The sequence below is a fragment of the Ammoniphilus oxalaticus genome (assembly GCF_003609605.1).
Classification (GTDB): domain Bacteria; phylum Bacillota; class Bacilli; order Aneurinibacillales; family RAOX-1; genus Ammoniphilus; species Ammoniphilus oxalaticus.
In genome coordinates this window covers 816,620-832,330 of record NZ_MCHY01000008.1, presented here as the reverse complement: position 1 = coordinate 832,330, position 15,711 = coordinate 816,620, and the positions used below count along the sequence as shown (strand labels likewise).

At 43.7% G+C, this 15,711-nt stretch carries 19 protein-coding genes; 11 read left to right on the top strand and 8 right to left on the bottom strand.

Annotated features, from left to right (window positions below; all coding sequences use genetic code 11):
• Positions 1-6: 6 nt before the first annotated feature.
• Positions 7-978, bottom strand: a complete 972-nt coding sequence (locus BEP19_RS10510; RefSeq protein WP_120189822.1) for an ABC transporter substrate-binding protein — start codon at positions 976-978, stop codon at positions 7-9.
• Between the two features lie 199 nt (positions 979-1,177).
• On the opposite strand from BEP19_RS10510, the gene BEP19_RS10505 reads away from it, so the two are divergent.
• The 4 genes from BEP19_RS10505 to BEP19_RS10490 are packed head-to-tail and all read left to right on the top strand — an operon-like array spanning position 1,178 to position 4,998.
• Entirely contained in the window at positions 1,178-2,206 is a 1,029-nt protein-coding gene (locus BEP19_RS10505; protein WP_120189821.1) for a FecCD family ABC transporter permease, read from the top strand.
• Entirely contained in the window at positions 2,206-3,225 is a 1,020-nt protein-coding gene (locus BEP19_RS10500) for a FecCD family ABC transporter permease (RefSeq protein ID WP_120189820.1), read from the top strand. Before BEP19_RS10505 ends, BEP19_RS10500 begins: the two co-directional genes overlap by 1 nt.
• 16 nt (positions 3,226-3,241) lie before the next feature.
• Positions 3,242-4,072 carry an ABC transporter ATP-binding protein gene (locus BEP19_RS10495; protein WP_120189819.1) on the top strand — a complete coding sequence of 277 codons (831 nt, stop codon included), beginning with the start codon at positions 3,242-3,244 and terminating at the stop codon, positions 4,070-4,072.
• Positions 4,069-4,998, top strand: coding sequence for an iron-hydroxamate ABC transporter substrate-binding protein (locus tag BEP19_RS10490; protein WP_120189818.1), 930 nt, complete (start codon positions 4,069-4,071; stop codon positions 4,996-4,998). The genes BEP19_RS10495 and BEP19_RS10490 overlap by 4 nt, the downstream gene beginning before the upstream one ends.
• A gap of 80 nt (positions 4,999-5,078) precedes the next feature.
• Here BEP19_RS10490 and BEP19_RS10485 read toward each other — a convergent pair whose 3' ends face one another.
• Positions 5,079-5,597: a hypothetical protein gene (locus BEP19_RS10485; protein ID WP_120189817.1), complete on the bottom strand. Its 519-nt coding sequence runs from the start codon at positions 5,595-5,597 to the stop codon at positions 5,079-5,081.
• Positions 5,581-5,886 (bottom strand): hypothetical protein, encoded by a 306-nt coding sequence (locus tag BEP19_RS10480; protein ID WP_120189816.1) that lies wholly within the window; start codon positions 5,884-5,886, stop codon positions 5,581-5,583. The genes BEP19_RS10485 and BEP19_RS10480 overlap by 17 nt, the downstream gene beginning before the upstream one ends.
• A gap of 209 nt (positions 5,887-6,095) precedes the next feature.
• On the opposite strand from BEP19_RS10480, the gene BEP19_RS10475 reads away from it, so the two are divergent.
• The 6 genes from BEP19_RS10475 (at position 6,096) to mscL (ending at position 9,025) form a co-directional block, all read left to right on the top strand.
• On the top strand, positions 6,096-6,371 hold the full coding sequence (locus tag BEP19_RS10475) for a hypothetical protein (RefSeq protein ID WP_120189815.1): 276 nt from the start codon (positions 6,096-6,098) through the stop codon (positions 6,369-6,371).
• Between the two features lie 122 nt (positions 6,372-6,493).
• A complete protein-coding gene (locus BEP19_RS10470) occupies positions 6,494-6,919 on the top strand; it encodes a hypothetical protein (RefSeq protein ID WP_245983471.1) in 426 nt (141 codons plus the stop codon).
• 15 nt (positions 6,920-6,934) lie between these two features.
• Positions 6,935-7,447, top strand: coding sequence for an FAD-dependent oxidoreductase (locus BEP19_RS10465; protein WP_120189814.1), 513 nt, complete (start codon positions 6,935-6,937; stop codon positions 7,445-7,447).
• Between the two features lie 87 nt (positions 7,448-7,534).
• Positions 7,535-7,921, top strand: coding sequence for a hypothetical protein (locus tag BEP19_RS10460; RefSeq protein WP_120189813.1), 387 nt, complete (start codon positions 7,535-7,537; stop codon positions 7,919-7,921).
• 300 nt (positions 7,922-8,221) lie between these two features.
• Positions 8,222-8,605 carry a hypothetical protein gene (locus BEP19_RS17400; protein ID WP_147393789.1) on the top strand — a complete coding sequence of 128 codons (384 nt, stop codon included), beginning with the start codon at positions 8,222-8,224 and terminating at the stop codon, positions 8,603-8,605.
• Between the two features lie 36 nt (positions 8,606-8,641).
• Positions 8,642-9,025: a large conductance mechanosensitive channel protein MscL gene (mscL, locus tag BEP19_RS10450; protein ID WP_120189811.1), complete on the top strand. Its 384-nt coding sequence runs from the start codon at positions 8,642-8,644 to the stop codon at positions 9,023-9,025.
• Between the two features lie 114 nt (positions 9,026-9,139).
• On the opposite strand, the gene BEP19_RS10445 is transcribed toward mscL, so the two are convergent.
• The 3 genes from BEP19_RS10445 to BEP19_RS10435 form a co-directional block, all read right to left on the bottom strand.
• Positions 9,140-9,619 (bottom strand): OsmC family protein, encoded by a 480-nt coding sequence (locus BEP19_RS10445; RefSeq protein WP_120189810.1) that lies wholly within the window; start codon positions 9,617-9,619, stop codon positions 9,140-9,142.
• Between the two features lie 148 nt (positions 9,620-9,767).
• The gene (locus BEP19_RS10440) at positions 9,768-10,583 is read right to left on the bottom strand and encodes a phosphate/phosphite/phosphonate ABC transporter substrate-binding protein (RefSeq protein ID WP_120189809.1); all 816 of its coding nucleotides are present in this window, start codon (positions 10,581-10,583) and stop codon (positions 9,768-9,770) included.
• Positions 10,584-10,612: 29 nt separating this feature from the next.
• On the bottom strand, positions 10,613-11,740 hold the full coding sequence (locus tag BEP19_RS10435) for an acyl-CoA dehydrogenase family protein (RefSeq protein ID WP_120189808.1): 1,128 nt from the start codon (positions 11,738-11,740) through the stop codon (positions 10,613-10,615).
• Between the two features lie 260 nt (positions 11,741-12,000).
• Between BEP19_RS10435 and BEP19_RS10430 the strand changes: the two genes are divergently transcribed.
• Positions 12,001-12,486, top strand: a complete 486-nt coding sequence (locus BEP19_RS10430) for a pyridoxamine 5'-phosphate oxidase family protein (protein ID WP_120189998.1) — start codon at positions 12,001-12,003, stop codon at positions 12,484-12,486.
• A gap of 85 nt (positions 12,487-12,571) precedes the next feature.
• Here the strand turns inward: BEP19_RS10430 and BEP19_RS10425 are convergent, their stop codons facing one another.
• Complete coding sequence (locus BEP19_RS10425; RefSeq protein ID WP_120189807.1) at positions 12,572-13,693, bottom strand: hypothetical protein; 1,122 nt, start codon at positions 13,691-13,693, stop codon at positions 12,572-12,574.
• A gap of 140 nt (positions 13,694-13,833) precedes the next feature.
• Positions 13,834-15,567 (bottom strand): methyl-accepting chemotaxis protein, encoded by a 1,734-nt coding sequence (locus BEP19_RS10420; RefSeq protein ID WP_120189806.1) that lies wholly within the window; start codon positions 15,565-15,567, stop codon positions 13,834-13,836.
• Between the last annotated feature and the right edge of the window lie 144 nt (positions 15,568-15,711).

The window sequence follows — 15,711 nt, the reverse complement described above, 5'->3', positions numbered from 1 at the left end:
AGTCACTTATTTAATCAAACTTTTCAAAACAGCATCCATAATTTGTTCATTCGCGATCGCTCCTGAATATAACCAGCTCTTCTCCGAGCCGTATTCATAGACATTCCCTTTTTTTACAGCAGGGATGTTTTTCCATAGCGGATCTTGCAACCATTCGGCGCCATCTCCCGAATCGCTATTAATTAAGAAAAGGTGATCTGCGTCAAGTGTAGCTAGTTTCTCAAGAGAAACCGCGGACCAATTCCCCGTAGCAACACGCGAAATTTCTTCCACTACCTTTGGTACGCTCAGTCCGAGATCATGGTATAGCACATCTCCACTTGATACATTTTCACTAACGATAAAGAAATTACCGCCCGTTAACCAAATTACTGCGGCAGACTCATCGCCAATCGCTTCGTGTAGAAGAGCTTTGTTCTTGTCCGCTTTTTCATCATACGCAGTAAGGACTTGCTCCGCTTGCTGCTCGAGTTCCATTAGGACGGCGATTCTTCGTAAAGTTTCCCGCCAATTTTCATTCGTTTCTTGGGCAACAACATAGGTCGGAGCTATTTTAGAATATTGCTCATATTTACCACCCTCTACTGCTGCCGCTGAACCGATGATAATCAAATCAGGCTCAAACTGTGATACCGTTTCAAGAGGGAGATCATGCGGAATCGTGTCCACCCCCGCTAAATACTCCTGCAAATAATTTTGGATAGATTGACCGTTCTTAACAGACCATTGAGCAATCGGAGTGATCCCAAGCGCAATCAAATGATCCTCAAGGTAAGAAGCAATAATCCTTTGCGGATGATTTGGAATCGCGACGGGATGTCCCAACGCATCCGTTTTCACACGTTGTTCTGATTGACTTGTTTGCTCTGGACGCGGTTGTTGCGTATTTTCATCCGCGCGCGTTCCACAAGCTGTAAGCAAAATGAACATCGCCAGCAAACTAGTCACTAAAAGATTTTTAATGCAATGTTTAAACATCCTACTACTCCTCCAAATTTAAGCATAAATGAGCGCCTTCTAAATGATAACAATATTCATTCTCTTTTACAACCCGTCTGCGATGGACACTTATTTTAAAAATATAATCTTTCATACACATATTGACCCCCACGTAAAGGACCCATATAATTGGTTGATAGTGAGAATCATTATTATTTGAGATGAGGTATATTTCTTTATGACGAAAGCGATTCGTAGCCAGCCCTATTCCTCGCGTCCGCTCGTTGGATCGATCATTCTGTTGGTCGGGATAATTATGTTAGCGCTGAGTATGATTTCTTCCATAACAATCGGCGCTGCTGAAATTGATTTAAAGAGTATATGGGATGGCGTGTTCCATTTCGAAGCTGAGATGACCGCCCATCAAATTATTCGAGAACTTCGCATTCCGCGAGCAATCGCCGCCGCTTTAGTCGGCGCCTCATTAGCGGTTTCGGGCTCGATCATGCAAGGTATGACACGCAATCCGTTAGCCTCCCCTTCCATCATGGGAATCACGGCTGGAGCCTCGTTTATGATCGCGGTTTCTTTTGCTTTTTTTCCGAAAACGTCTTCAGGTGGACTGATCGTTTGGTCTTTTATCGGGGCGGGAATCGGAGCGGCTATCGTGTTTGGGATCGGTTCCTTTGCAAAAGGCGGTTTAACGCCGGTTAAGCTCGCATTGGCCGGCACTGCCGTCACTGCCCTATTGCAGTCGATCTCGACTTCGCTCGCGATTCATTTTGACGTGGCTCAAGATGTTAGTTTTTGGTTTGCGGGGGGCGTTGCAGGGATCCAATGGCTCAGTATTAAATTCATCATGCCGATCGTAGCGATTGGCTTGGCGCTTGCCTTTATCTTAGCTCGATCAATCACAGTGTTGAGTTTAGGAGACGAGGTGGCAAAGGGACTCGGACAGCGGACTTCAATGGTAAAAATTTCAGGCATCTGTGTTGTATTACTGTTAACAGGCGCCGCTGTTTCGATTGCGGGAACGATTGGCTTCATCGGACTGGTAATCCCGCATATTACAAGATTTTTAGTAGGCATGGATTATCGTTGGATCATCCCTTGCGCCGCAATTTTAGGCGCCCTTCTACTCGTGTTAGCTGATGTGGGAGCGAGAATAATCAATCCTCCTTTTGAAACCCCGGTCGGAGCGATTACCGCTCTAATCGGTGTCCCTTTCTTTCTCTATCTAGCGCGCAGAGAAAGGAGCGTTCTGTAATGCAACGGATACATCGAGCGGGCAGGAATCCTTTCACTGTCATGGCTATCATTCTTCTATTCATCGTAATCGTTTTTTTGATCAGCTTAAATACGGGATTTATCAAAATTCCAACCGTTGATTTGTTGAAAACGTTAGTCGGCGCGGGTACGGAGCAAAATCGGCTAATCGTCTTAGATTTCCGTTTGCCGCGGATGGTAATTGCTTTACTGATTGGCTCCGCGCTTGCGATTTCTGGCTCTATTTTACAAGGTGTCTCCCAAAATGGGTTGGCTGATCCGGGTGTACTCGGTATCAATGCCGGTTCAGGTCTTGCCGTCGTGTTATTTATCTATTTGTTTCAAGGACCAGCTACCGCTATTTTCGGCGTGTTTTACCCATTTATAATGCCTGTCGCAGCTCTTGTCGGCGGGATGAGCGCCGCCTTTCTCATCTATATACTTGCCTGGAATAAAGGGATCACATCGGTTCGATTGCTATTGGTCGGAATCGGAGTCAATGCGGCATTTGGGGCAGCGCTCATGATCATTCAACTAAGAATGAATCCGAATGATTTTATGCAAGCATTAGTCTGGCTCTCTGGAAGCATTGGAGGGACAAGTTGGCCATTTGTATGGGCGATTTTACCGTGGACCATCCTACTCATTCCATATGCAATTTATAAAGCGCGGTTTTTAAACGCGCTTCATCTCGGGGATGAAATTGCGATTGGATTAGGAACCAATGTGGAAAGGGAACGAAGAATCTTACTGCTTGTGTCAGTAGCTTTGGCGGGATCTGCGGTTGCCGTAGGCGGTGGTATTGCCTTTCTAGGCTTAGTTGCTCCACACCTAGCAAAAGGATTGGTTGGGCCAAAATACCAAATGCTACTTCCAACCGCCGCGTTAATCGGCGCCTTATTACTGCTAGTCGCAGATGCGATCGGTAGAACCGCTCTGGCCCCGTCGGAAATTCCGGTTGGACTCGTCGTTTCAACCTTAAGCGCGCCTTATTTTATTTATTTGTTAATGAAAACATAGATGGGAGTGGTGAACAATGACGACTCTAGCAGCAAAAGAACTAAACATCGCCTATGGCAATGTTCCGATTGTCAAAGACTTAACATTAAACATACCAGAAGGAAAAATCACAACGATCATCGGGTCAAATGGATGCGGTAAATCGACAATTTTAAAAACGTTAGCTAGAATTATCAATCCGAAATCAGGCGGCATTTATTTAGACGGCAAAGCGATTCATAAGTTATCAACAAAAGACATCGCCAAACAGATGGCGATCTTACCGCAAACGCCGCAAGCGCCAAACGGCTTAACAGTCGCCGAACTTGTAACATACGGTAGATTTCCACACCAGAAAGGGTTCGGAAGCTTGCGCGATCACGATCGTCACATCGTTAGCTGGGCGATTGAACAAACCGGATTATCCGCGTTCTATGACCGACCAATCGAAGCATTATCAGGTGGGCAACGTCAACGCGTCTGGATTGCAATGGCGCTTGCTCAAGAAACGGATTTATTGTTATTAGATGAACCAACCACCTACCTCGACTTGGCTCATCAGCTAGAGATACTCCAGTTACTAAACAATCTTAATAAACAAGAAAAGCGAACAATTGTTATGGTCTTGCATGATCTAAACCATGCAGCGCGTTTCGCCGACCATATGGTGGCCTTAAATAATGGAACAATCATCAAGGAGGGCGCCCCAAATGAAGTCATGACAACGGATGTATTAAAGAAAGTCTTTCAAATTGACGCTGAAATCATTTACGATCCACGATGCGGGCATCCCGTTTGCATTACATATGATTTGTTAGCGAAGGCCTGCATAGAAGAAAATACACACAATGAGGAGAACGGAAGATGAAACGGAACTGGTTAGTCGTGATGATGCTGTTCATACTGGTCGTGTCAACCGCTTGCGGCAAAGAGCCCAACAACCGAAACAATGCGGTGTCATCACCGAATTCTAATGGCGCTGACACAATCACGTATCAATCGGAACAAGGTCCAATTCAGGTCCCCGCGAATCCTGAACGGATTGTCGCTTTGACGAATGCTCCGAATGTGCTTGCGCTCGGGGGAACACTCGTTGGGGTAGATCAATGGTCAAAGAAAAACCCGTTGTTTACAAAGAAGCTAGAGGAAGTTGAGATTGTTTCGGGTACGGATTTGGAAAGGATCACGGCCCAAAATCCAGATCTGATCATTGTCGGAGCTGAGCTGAAAAACATTGCGGAAATGAGTAAAATTGCTCCTACCGTTGTTTACACGTGGGGCAAAAACGATTATTTAACGCAACACTTGGAAATTGGAAGGCTGATTAACAAGGAAGATGAAGCGCGCGCTTGGATCGATGATTTCGAGCAACGGGCCGCGGCAGTTGGAAACGAGATCAAAGCCCAGCTTGGAGATGCGTTTACTGTTTCTGTTTTTGAGACAGATGGGAAAAGTTTTTATGTATTTGGCGACAAATGGGCCCGCGGCACGGAAATTTTATATCAAACAATGAAGTTACAAATGCCAGATTCGGTTAAAAAAGATGCGCTCGGATCGGGCTACTATACACTTTCACAAGAGGTGTTACCCGAGTACGCAGGTGATTATATCGTGCTTAGTAGAGACTTAGATAGCGAAGCATCCTTCATGGACTCAGAAATTTGGCAACGAATCCCCGCCGTTCAGAACAATCGTGTCATTGAAATCGATACAAAAGCATCTACCTACAGTGATCCGATTACATTGGAACATTTGTTGAGTATTTTCAAAACCGCCTTTCTTGGCGAAAACTAATTTTTAATAAAAAAATATAAAATATAAAAACCATCCCGCGATTCTTTCATCACGCGGGATGGTCTTGCTATGAAGAAAGCCTACCAATAGGGTCTCTCTAATTTCGTTACCTGTCCTCGGATGGGGTGAACAACGTAATATAGTATTTGATCTAGTTGATCTTCCTTGATCCCCACGTAATATAACCGACCATTTAGTAACCAGGAATACTGTCTAGTCGTTGGCACAGTCTTATGCTCTAATGAAGGCATCGTCACGTCGCCATTACTATCGTTCAAATGATAAGATAAGACCATTTCCTGTGAATCTTTGTATGTATAACGAGGGAGCGCAATAACAAACATGACTATGATCAAACCGATCAATCCGCTATTAACAAAGACAATTCGTCTCCGTTTTTCCGCTTTGACTATGCCTTGCGTCCCCCTAAACAGAGCGACGCAAAGAAGTGGCGCAAAGAAGCCCATGCCAATCACACCAGCATAATACTTAAAATTAACATAAAAAATAACAACGCATAACACAACTGTCACAAAGACGAGGGAGACCCCATTCAACGTCCATTTATTTCGGAGCAATTTTCTAAACCCATGTTTCATCTACAGCTGCCCTACTTTTTGTAAAGATGAAGATTGAAAATGACAAGCCAACAATGACGAAAAACATCAGACTCGATACAGGATCACCGCCCCTTCCTGTTTCATCCGCGATAATCCCAATATCCCACATAAACTTAGCGGATAAAATCGGACAAACAATAGCAGCCATCATACCAACTTCTTTGAATCTCGCTTTGTACCTCCCTTTATACAAAACGGAACCGACGATAAACAATGACAGCAGGACAATAAACAGTAGGAAAATCAATCTAAATTCATCAACGACCATGTTTTATTCCCCCCTTGATGAGCAGTCAATCTTCTCTGAATGTTATCTCATCCATTTTATAACAACCGCGCTCTTTTTAAAAGAACGATCGATACAGCAATCCTTTCTTACCTATGAATCTAGTTTAACGTTTATCCAAGAGCGCGTTAGATTAATCGTAAACTTACGTTATAATGATGATTAACTTAATCATGAGGAGGTTATCATATTTGCATTATTTTGCGAACGAAACCATTATGTCGATTGAGAATGCTCTGGTCTTAAAACCAAACGAAATTACCATTTTAGAGCATGTGAGGACGTATGAATATGTTAACGATGAACCCGCGCCCTATTTTGTTGAGATTCAATGCTTAGACAATAAGGTTGTCGTAAGAAAAAATAGGATCACTGATTTTCCAGCGTACGAATTGGAGAAAGAAGAGAGCTTTGAAAATATTGATGCTGCAACGAACACGTTTCGCCAATGGATTATGGAAATCTAATTATGAATGAGGAGTGTCTAGAAAAGAAGAGAGTGATCGATAAAAAACAAAGGATTTTCTTCAGAGTATCCGCTGCAATAAATCTACTATTCATTGGTGTTATAGCTTGGGGAATGTTTAAGATGAATTTTGTTAAAGAACAGGTTCTACTTACTGAAGTTCAAACTAATCTAGTTGAATTGGAGGGTTTGATTGCGCATCAGATTAATAATGATTGGTCAAATCCAAATTTGGTTACAACTGAACTCGGAGATGTGTTAGATGGAATTTTGCTTGGTATAACTATTGGAGAACAATTAGGAACACTTTCAAATGCCGATAAAAAGACTTTGTTGAGTTTGTATTCGAAATTTAACTACTATCCAAATGATGAATTATATAGATTTGTTGATGTTACTGACGAAGATAAGCGGAACTTTGAAAAATTGAGGGAAATGCTTCGTGAAGTGGGATTGGGTTTAGGCATAACAATCAGCGGAAATATGGATTATTTTATAAAACAAGCACAAGAACTAGATAGAAAGATTCAATCTTCATTAAATCAGTAAAACAGGGGTGAGCATATGACTAAATCATTCGATGTTGTTATTGTGGGCGGTGGGCTGACAGGGATTACCGCTGCTACAACATTGCGGGACAAAGGTGTCACCGACATCTTGTTACTCGAAAAAGAATCCGTGATCGGCGGTCGCGTCACAACGTTTCATCGGGAACAAGCGCGGTGGGATAGCGGCGCCCAGTTTTTTACCGTTCGTTCTCCCCTATTTCAATCCGCTGTTGCGAGCTGGCTCGAACAAGGTTGGATCAAAAAGTGGTTTGGCGATCGTTATCCAAGGTATGCAGGTGTCGCGGGGATGGACCAGCTGATGAAGGCGTTGGCCAGACCGTTGCCGATTCAGTTGAACGCCGCAGTGAAACGGATCGAACAAACCAAGCAAGGCTGGCGTTGTGTTTTACATACAGGCGAATCAATCGCTTCCAAAGCGGTACTGCTTACCCCGCCCGCTCCCATTTCTTTTCAACTTTTACAAAAGGGGAATATCCCGATCGATAACGCTTTACGAACAAAAATTTAATCGATTGCCTTTCAGCCAAGTCTAGTCGCCCTATTCAGGCTGAAACAACCGCTCGATATTTCCGTAAGCGGGCATCTCGATCAAGGATTGCCACGCGAAATTGAGCGCATTGCGGATCAGCGTCAAAAGGGTGTCAGTTTGGTTCCATCGGCTAGCGTGTATATGACGGGCGACTGGGCCGCGCGGCATTTCCATCACGCTGATCCCGAGGTCATCGAGCAAATCATTGCCCTCTCGACACCGTTTATCGCTTCGACCAACATTCAAGCCGTTCAATTAAAAAGATGGGATTATGCAGAAACCGCTCTTCCGCTTCGTTCACCTTTTATAGAAGTCGGCGTTACCCACCCATTGCTCGTTGGCGGCGACGCGTTTTTGCATGCGGACGATCCAGCGGGGCGGACTCGCATTGAGAGCGCCTTTTTATCGGGTGTTGCGGCGGCGGAACGGCTTTTTGAAAAATTACGGATTTGAGCGATGATTTTTGAATGAAACAGGATGGAGGACCGTCCTGTTCCGTTTTGCTTCAATCTATCCATCTTTTACGCTAAAAAAATGGATCCTTCCCCCTGTTTACAGACCTTCCTGCTCCCATTTTTAAAGAATGACGCGTCATTCGAAAATGAAGAAGTACTCATTTTTCCTAGTACCTCCCCTAGGCAATATAAAACGATGTATACCATTAGTCCCATTTTTGTCCTTTCCAAGAATCTACTTGCATTCGGCAGCCACAGGCACGAAAATAGAGATAAATTTAATGAAGAGGGATACATCTTGAAAAGGCTGACCACTGCTTACATCGTAATATTCCTGTTTACACTGTTTGGATGTAGCTCTGAGAAAATCGTACGTCCGAACACGCCAATGAATGCGGCCCATTTAATGAAGCTTCGAATTGATTTCCAAGATTATAGTGATTTCCAATCCTTGTTTGGTGAGGGCTATGAACATGTTGTGTCTATGGAAGATTTTCAACGATTCGGCGAGATAACCACCGCGGGCGCCGGCTATCAAACTTATGAATTGCTTACTTTTGAGAATGGAGAAATGTTGTTAGTCGCATTCTTGCCATCCTCAGGAGAGGAAGGTCAATATAAAATTGTAAATGTACAGATTGTTCCGGAAGAGATGAACCCCTTTTTTAAAAAGGGGTTCTGATGATATACTAGTAAAAATAGAGAGGTGATCGATTTCATGTGGGAAGAATTTAAAAAATTCGCCTTAAAAGGAAATGTGCTTGATCTAGCCATTGGTGTGATCATCGGGGCTGCCTTTGGAAATATTGTTAGCTCATTGGTTGAAGATATTGTCATGCCTTTGTTCGGTTTTATTTTGGGCGGAGTCGATTTTACAACACTGGAAGTACCGGTTGGCGATGCCGCCTTAAAATACGGGGTATTTATTCAAAGCGTGATCGACTTTTTGATCATTGCTTTCTCAATCTTCCTTGCAATCAAAGGCCTCAATAAATTTAAACAAAAGAAAGAGGAAAAGGAAGAGTCCCCGCCAGAACCGTCTCAAGAAGAAAAACTATTGACAGAAATTCGCGACCTACTCAAAAAACAACAAAGTTCTTAAGCGCGCGGCATGTGTCCCCCGTCTGACGATAGTTAGGATTTTAATTGAAAAGGACGGGGAATCCCGTCCTTTCTCCACTTCTTCCGTTTTCAAGCCGCCCAAAATTCACGCCACTCACACGGAATTTTTAAATATCACTTCAAATTCCACTGCTTTCTTTAACGTATTATATACTGGCGAAAATTGAAGCGCCTTAGCGCAAAATTCATTCAATGCGTCATCCTCGAGATTCGCATACAAAAAAACGGTTACCGTCATTTTACGGATAAAGGGTTCTTCCTCATACCCCTTTACCCCAATCATCGTCAGAGGATTTTCCAGTAAAACATCCAAAACGCCTTCAATTTCCTCGATGATTGAACCCTGTTTCCTCGAATATTCTAATAGCGTCAATAGGATGCTGCTCAGCGCGGAACCAGCAAAATATTCAATCGCGCTGATCGGTTCATACTCTCGATCAAAGCTAATTTGCTGTTCAATCTCGATGCTATTTTTTGTTGTGTAAAATTTGACAGAGGAGAGATCTTGCGTTGCGCACCGAAATCGCATCGTATAATGCTTAGACTCATCTACCCATGCCTGTTTGTTACTCATATTTTACCCTCTCTCCTCATTCCCGACCCACTGTCTGCGCCTGATCGCGACGACCTCGATGATCAGGGAGCAGCCATTTCATTCTCCTAACTTGCAGCCTAATTCTATCTACACTCTCTTTTTTTCTATGGATACCTTGCGCAAGTCGCTAGTGAAAAAATTTCAAATAGTCATTGGCTTCACGCAGTTGTTCAAAGCCTGTGATTCTTCCCGGAACCCACTCTTTCAACCCTTCCAAATCCATCATATTGCGATGGTCTTCGTTGTTATAATCCATACGATGCAGCACTTCCAGCCACTCATTAAACCTCTCCGTTGAAAAATCTGGATGAGCAACAAAAATGCAATGGTCAAAGGCATCGGTCGTGTCAATGCAAATCAATTGGTTTTCGTTGACTTCCCCGTTCTCCTTCCACGCTTCCCAGTTCAAATCAATGGCGACTGCCGCGTCTACCGTTCCTTCCATCAACGCTTTCAGCGCATCCAGCTCCCCGCCCACATGATCGCCATGCAGACCGACGCCAACGTCAAATCTTTTTTCCGTGTAATCAACGCCAAACTCGAGTCCATTTCTTCGTAAATGATTGATCGGGATCAATCGCGCTTGCGGTGAATCGATCGCGCCAAATCCGATCGTCTTCCCTTTAAGCTCCTTGAGATCGGTAATTCCGCTGTATTTTCGAACAAAAAAGTGGGTTTTCCGATCGCAATCCGTGTCCCGCATCGACCCCATTTGACATTTTCCATCCGTTCTCAAATAGGCGTCCAGCCATGCGAGCGGCGAATTCCAAGCAATGTCAATCTCTTTGTTTAATAGCCCGTCCACTTGTTTTTCGTAATCTTTATAGAAAACACATTCGATTTCGACGCCTTCCTCTCTAAAAAAGTTAGCGATGATCTCCCAAATGACGGTCACCTTTGGATCATAAATAACCGCCCCAATTTTTATTTTCGCATGATTCATTTACTCTCTCTCCTCTTAAGTAATAATCTTTATGGAATCGGTTGACCTGTCAACGCCTTGCCCAGCCACACATTCAACACATCGACACTAGGCGCCATCACTTGCCCCGCATAGGCATCCCTTAACAGCCTTTCTGTCGGCAATGCTTTATTGTAAGCTTTTCCTCCGCCAATTCTCATCGCGAGTCTTCCACATTCAATTGCGGACTCCGAAGCGACAATTCTAGCGCCCAATATTTTGGCAAGACCGTCCGCGTCCCCATTTGCTCCTGCCCGAGCCGCATCCAAAACGAAAGCTTTTGCGGCGGCCGCGCTTTTATAAATATCGCCGATATGAATTTGAACCGTCTCAATATTTGACAGCGAACTGCCATCTGGATATTTCCGATCGACCGCATATTGGCTCGTAATTTCAAACAGATGCATCGAAACCCCACTGTATACAGCGCCTAATCCCGCGATAAAAAAGGGAGCAACCACTTCGAATACTTGCTGCGCGCCCGAACCTTCCGCGCCAATTCGATAAGAGGAATCTAGGGTCACATTTTCCAACCGCATCGGGCAAGATGAATTACCCCTCATGCCCAGCCCATTCCATTCCGACATGTCGAAACTTAATCCTTCCGCCTCAATCGGCAGCGCCCAGTTGTTTATTTTTCCTTCCTCAACAGACGGCGCTAGAACGAGATAGTAGGACGCGTGTGTTGCCGATGTCACCATGCTTTTTACACCATTAAATGTGGTATATTCGCCATTCAGATCAGCTCGGATTTCAGGATTATAAAAGTGAGTTCCCGTGCCGATCTCGCTGTAAGCTAACGCCAAAAACTTCCCATTTTCAACGACGTCCGTAAAAATCTGTTTCTTCAGCTCGTCACTCCCGTGCGTTAAAATGCACATCAACGCAACATTGTGCATCATATAGCAAAGAGCTGTCGTCGAGCACGTCTCAGCAAAGGCGAGCACAGCCTCCGTATGTTCCACAAGACCCTTGCCCTGTCCACCATATTCTTCAGGTACGAGCAATTTTAGAAATCCTTGCGCGCCCAACTCCTGAAAAGATTCCTTTGGAAAACGCGACTCCAGATCGGTCATTTCCGTGTGCGGCAGAATGTATGACGTTGCGAACTGCCTGCCTTCCTGATAAACATTGTCCATGATAACTTTCCCTCTCCAAGTATAATATTTTGTTAATTTTTATATAATAAAACTTTATCATAGTCAAAAGAGAATGTGAATCGAATTTTGCAAAATGATACTCTGAAAGGCATTGGGGATTACACTACACGTTCCTTTTCTTTCCAGGTGAAAATTGGAGACGACTACCCGCCCAAAGATGGCTACGGGATTCATTCGGCGCATAAAAAATGCTGCAAAAGGGGATTTTACCTCTATAAAACATTCATGAGGTGGTGGAAATATCCAATATGGTGAATCAAAAGGAATTGGAAACATTCAGGGAGCTGATTAAAGACGTAGACACGGCAATGCTGACTACGGTAACCGAGGAAGGACTTGTTTCTCGTCCGATGAAAACGCAAGAAGTTGAGTTTGATGGTGACTTATGGTTTTTCACCAAAAAAGACACAAACAAATATGAAGAAATCTTACACGATCAAGATGTCAATGTTGCTTATGCCGGTAAGTCCTATGTTTCCGTCCGAGGAAAAGCGGAAATCATTGAAGATCTAAGTAAAAAGAAAGAGTTGTGGAGCGACACGTACGAGAGCATCATGCAAACCTCATATGATGATCCTGACGTCGTCTTGATTAAAGTAAAAACGGAAGCAGCCGAATATTGGGAAACCGATGACTTCACGAAGCAAATCGCCTTTTTCTATAAACGGATGACAGGCCAACATTCAGACGCGTCAGAAATGAATCGAACAATCGAATGGCATTAATGTAAAACAAAATGGATTGTCTCATAAAGGGACAATCCATTTTTATCGATCTGAGTCGGGTTTTTAAATACGAGATTTTACCGAACTATATCGTGAAGAATCGTTCATGAAACAGTCGCAGTAGGCGGACAAACGTGAATGTAACGCTATTGAAAAACGCCAAAACGAACATTTCAATGACGATGGCATCTAACATCTCATCTGGGACGGTTTGAATCAGTGAAGCCACTTTCCATCCCGCTAGTTGCGCGCATAGGATCAATCCAATGTCTCGGATGGAACGGTACCATTTTACGTGTTCGCGCCAGTACGTTCCGACGACAATTAGAAGCATGAAATTAAGGATAGCGAAACCAAATGAAGGCGAGTGGTCTCCAAATGCCCCATCATCCAACTGCCAAGACGGCATCCAACCGTATGCGACAAGAAAATTTCCGATCAACATCGCTAGCAAAAGGGGGTGAAACAGCTTTTTATCACGTTGGAGTTGTCGTTTCCGTTTCTTTTCCATCATCTCCGCGCTGCGCCAAATTTTTATATTCCGATAATGGACCGTACCAATTTTAGGTGAGGTTGTATCTTCGTCATAAGGCATCTTTGGCAATTGCTCATATGCTTCTTGATAATCTTCCAAGCTGACTTCATTTACATTCACGCCTGAACTGTAAACGGGAATCCCATTTTTCTGGAAGCGTTGGACCCACTCCTGTACCTTTTCTAAATCTTCCAACCCAAACAAGGAGTAATTCGCGCGTCCCTGCTCATCGGTCCATCTCATGATCACTTTGGCTCCAATGATGTGGTAACCCAATCGATCCGATCCCCTTGATTGATAACGCGTTGTACGAGCGATCACGACTTCTTGCATGTCATGAAAAGGAATGAGCTGCTCCCATTTTTCTCCTGTTGTCAGATTCTTTACATATGTGTAGTATCCTTCCTCTTGTAACTCGTTCTTGATGTCAAGCTCGGTGTATAATTGACGCGTCATCTTTGAAATCCGCGCTAACCAAACGAAAGCCGCCCCCACTGCAAAACTAGCCACACCACCGAACCATTCTTGCCAATAGCAACATGCCACGCCAAAAATGAAGGCGGCGAACGCCACAAAATAAAAGAACATCATCAAGAGCAGATGGGCAATCTTAGCCCAACGCGGGATCTCATTCGAATATTTCAGATTCTCTTTTTCTTTCATCTCAATCAAATTTTATTCCCTCCTACCGGTCTCTCTTTGCTGTCCCATTAAAATACCAAATAGGAGGGAATATGAAAAGAGTAAGTCCCCTGACGATGACTTACTCTTTTTAATCCGAGTGAAAACATAATGTGATGTAAGCGCGCTTTTTAATATTGATAACGCTGGATGATCGAACGAATGATTTCACTCGTTTCACTTAAGCCCCGAGCAAGCTCTGCATTACTTTCGATCGAATGGCGATGTTCGTCCACTGCAGCTATAATTCGGTCCACAGCTACGGCGCTTTCTGCCGATACCGTCAGGATTTCCTGGATTGCCAGTCTAATGCCATCGCTTTGTTTGGTGACAGTATAGATTTCACTGCTTAATTGTTCGATCGACTGCATCGTGTCGTCCACCGCTTCTGAAATATGTCGAAAATCGGTTTCGACGTCTCCGACAACTTCATTTAAATGTTGGAAAGCCAAGTTAGAATCGTCCATTGCTTTCACGGTCACTTCCGCCTCATCCTCAATTTCTTCGATCATTTTTTGGATATCGCGTGTCGCTTGATTAGATTGCGCCGCTAGTTTTCGAATTTCGTCCGCCACTACAGAAAATCCTCTTCCGCTCGCCCCCGCTCTAGCCGCTTCAATACTAGCATTTAATGCCAGCAAATTCGTTTGATCGCTCACTGCTTGAACCGATTTGGTGACAGAAGCGATATCGCGCACCCTTTTATACAATGAAGAAATATGTTTGTCGATTTCATTCGAGGCGGAAATAGAGTGCTGATTCCTCTCCTTCAACTTCTGAACAACGATTAAACCTTTGGCTGTCCGTTCCTTGGAGTGCGTGGTCGCTTCGATCATTCGTTCATTTTGTACACTCATCTGCTTCATCGCCTTGACCAAAACTCCATTGGTTTCCAACAGTCCTTCCACTTCCAACGATTGATTTGCGGATCCCGCCGCGATTTCGTTCATTACCAACGTGATCTCATTGCTCGTTTTACTCGTTTCAAAAGAATTGGTATGGAGTGTATTCGCAGACTGCACTAGATTAATTGTAATTGTACGCATATCCGAGATTAAATTTCGTAAATTCTGATTCATCCTATTAAAAGATTGACTCATCTTTCCAAATTCATCATCGGATTCTGGCAACCTAGTCAGCGTTAAATCACCGTTGGCAATTTGTTCTGAGTTTTTTGTAATCTGATGAAGCAAGGCAAATTTACCCCTAGACAGCAAATAAAAGAAGGCCAAACTAATTGCCATCATCCCACCCGTGATACTACCGATAATCCATTTAAGTATAGACAGCCCCTCATAAAATTCATCTGCATAGGCGCCTAATCCAACATTCCAGTCCCAAGGGGCAAAATATGTATTATACGTAATTTTGTCGCGTGGCTCTTGACCAAAATCGCGCCAGGAATACTCTGTATATCGCTGATGTTCGTCAGGATGTTGCGCCGCTTGAATGTTCATCTTACGAACGGCTAGGATTGCCTCACTATCTTCCTTTGAAGTCAGAAATGGACTCATCGCTCCTCGGCCATCCGAATAACTCGCATAGATATAGCCGTCATTTTTGTATACAAAAGAGGATTGGGAATAGTCATGAACTAACCCCTGCGCCCCACTCAATTTTGGGCCCGAAATCATTTCTCGCGCAATCTCTTTCGCTTCCTCAAGGGTTAAATCGCCTTCCTCCACCTGTTTGTCTAAATAAGTCATCAAAGAGACAGCGTTTTCAACAACATGCTTAATATTTAATTTTCCACTTTCAACGAGTTGTTTTTTTGCAAAATAATAAGCGGAAAAACCAGTGCTTGTCCCTAATAATAAAATAAGAACGGCTATGGAAAACAACATTTTTGTTGATATATGTTTCATCTGGCTCGGCCCTCACAACTTCATATTTTGTTATACAATCTTCAACCGATCACGCTATACTACAAAAAAAATCCCCATTAAGGAGATTTTTTTGGACATTTCCTTCATCTAATTTGCTAAATAGTCAACCAAGTAATCGTAGTC

What these genes read in the sequence shown, in the direction of transcription:
- BEP19_RS10480 (WP_120189816.1), bottom strand. Translation starts at nt 5,886, where the DNA reads ATGGTCGTTGATGAATTTAGATTGATTTTCCTACTGTTTATTGTCCTG.
- BEP19_RS10470 (WP_245983471.1), top strand. Translation starts at nt 6,494, where the DNA reads ATGAATTTTGTTAAAGAACAGGTTCTACTTACTGAAGTTCAAACTAAT.
- BEP19_RS10500 (WP_120189820.1), top strand. Translation starts at nt 2,206, where the DNA reads ATGCAACGGATACATCGAGCGGGCAGGAATCCTTTCACTGTCATGGCT.
- BEP19_RS10465 (WP_120189814.1), top strand. Translation starts at nt 6,935, where the DNA reads ATGACTAAATCATTCGATGTTGTTATTGTGGGCGGTGGGCTGACAGGG.
- BEP19_RS10440 (WP_120189809.1), bottom strand. Translation starts at nt 10,583, where the DNA reads ATGAATCATGCGAAAATAAAAATTGGGGCGGTTATTTATGATCCAAAG.
- BEP19_RS10435 (WP_120189808.1), bottom strand. Translation starts at nt 11,740, where the DNA reads ATGGACAATGTTTATCAGGAAGGCAGGCAGTTCGCAACGTCATACATT.
- BEP19_RS10485 (WP_120189817.1), bottom strand. Translation starts at nt 5,597, where the DNA reads ATGAAACATGGGTTTAGAAAATTGCTCCGAAATAAATGGACGTTGAAT.
- BEP19_RS10490 (WP_120189818.1), top strand. Translation starts at nt 4,069, where the DNA reads ATGAAACGGAACTGGTTAGTCGTGATGATGCTGTTCATACTGGTCGTG.
- BEP19_RS10420 (WP_120189806.1), bottom strand. Translation starts at nt 15,567, where the DNA reads ATGAAACATATATCAACAAAAATGTTGTTTTCCATAGCCGTTCTTATT.
- mscL (WP_120189811.1), top strand. Translation starts at nt 8,642, where the DNA reads ATGTGGGAAGAATTTAAAAAATTCGCCTTAAAAGGAAATGTGCTTGAT.
- BEP19_RS10510 (WP_120189822.1), bottom strand. Translation starts at nt 978, where the DNA reads ATGTTTAAACATTGCATTAAAAATCTTTTAGTGACTAGTTTGCTGGCG.
- BEP19_RS10445 (WP_120189810.1), bottom strand. Translation starts at nt 9,619, where the DNA reads ATGAGTAACAAACAGGCATGGGTAGATGAGTCTAAGCATTATACGATG.
- BEP19_RS10495 (WP_120189819.1), top strand. Translation starts at nt 3,242, where the DNA reads ATGACGACTCTAGCAGCAAAAGAACTAAACATCGCCTATGGCAATGTT.
- BEP19_RS10505 (WP_120189821.1), top strand. Translation starts at nt 1,178, where the DNA reads ATGACGAAAGCGATTCGTAGCCAGCCCTATTCCTCGCGTCCGCTCGTT.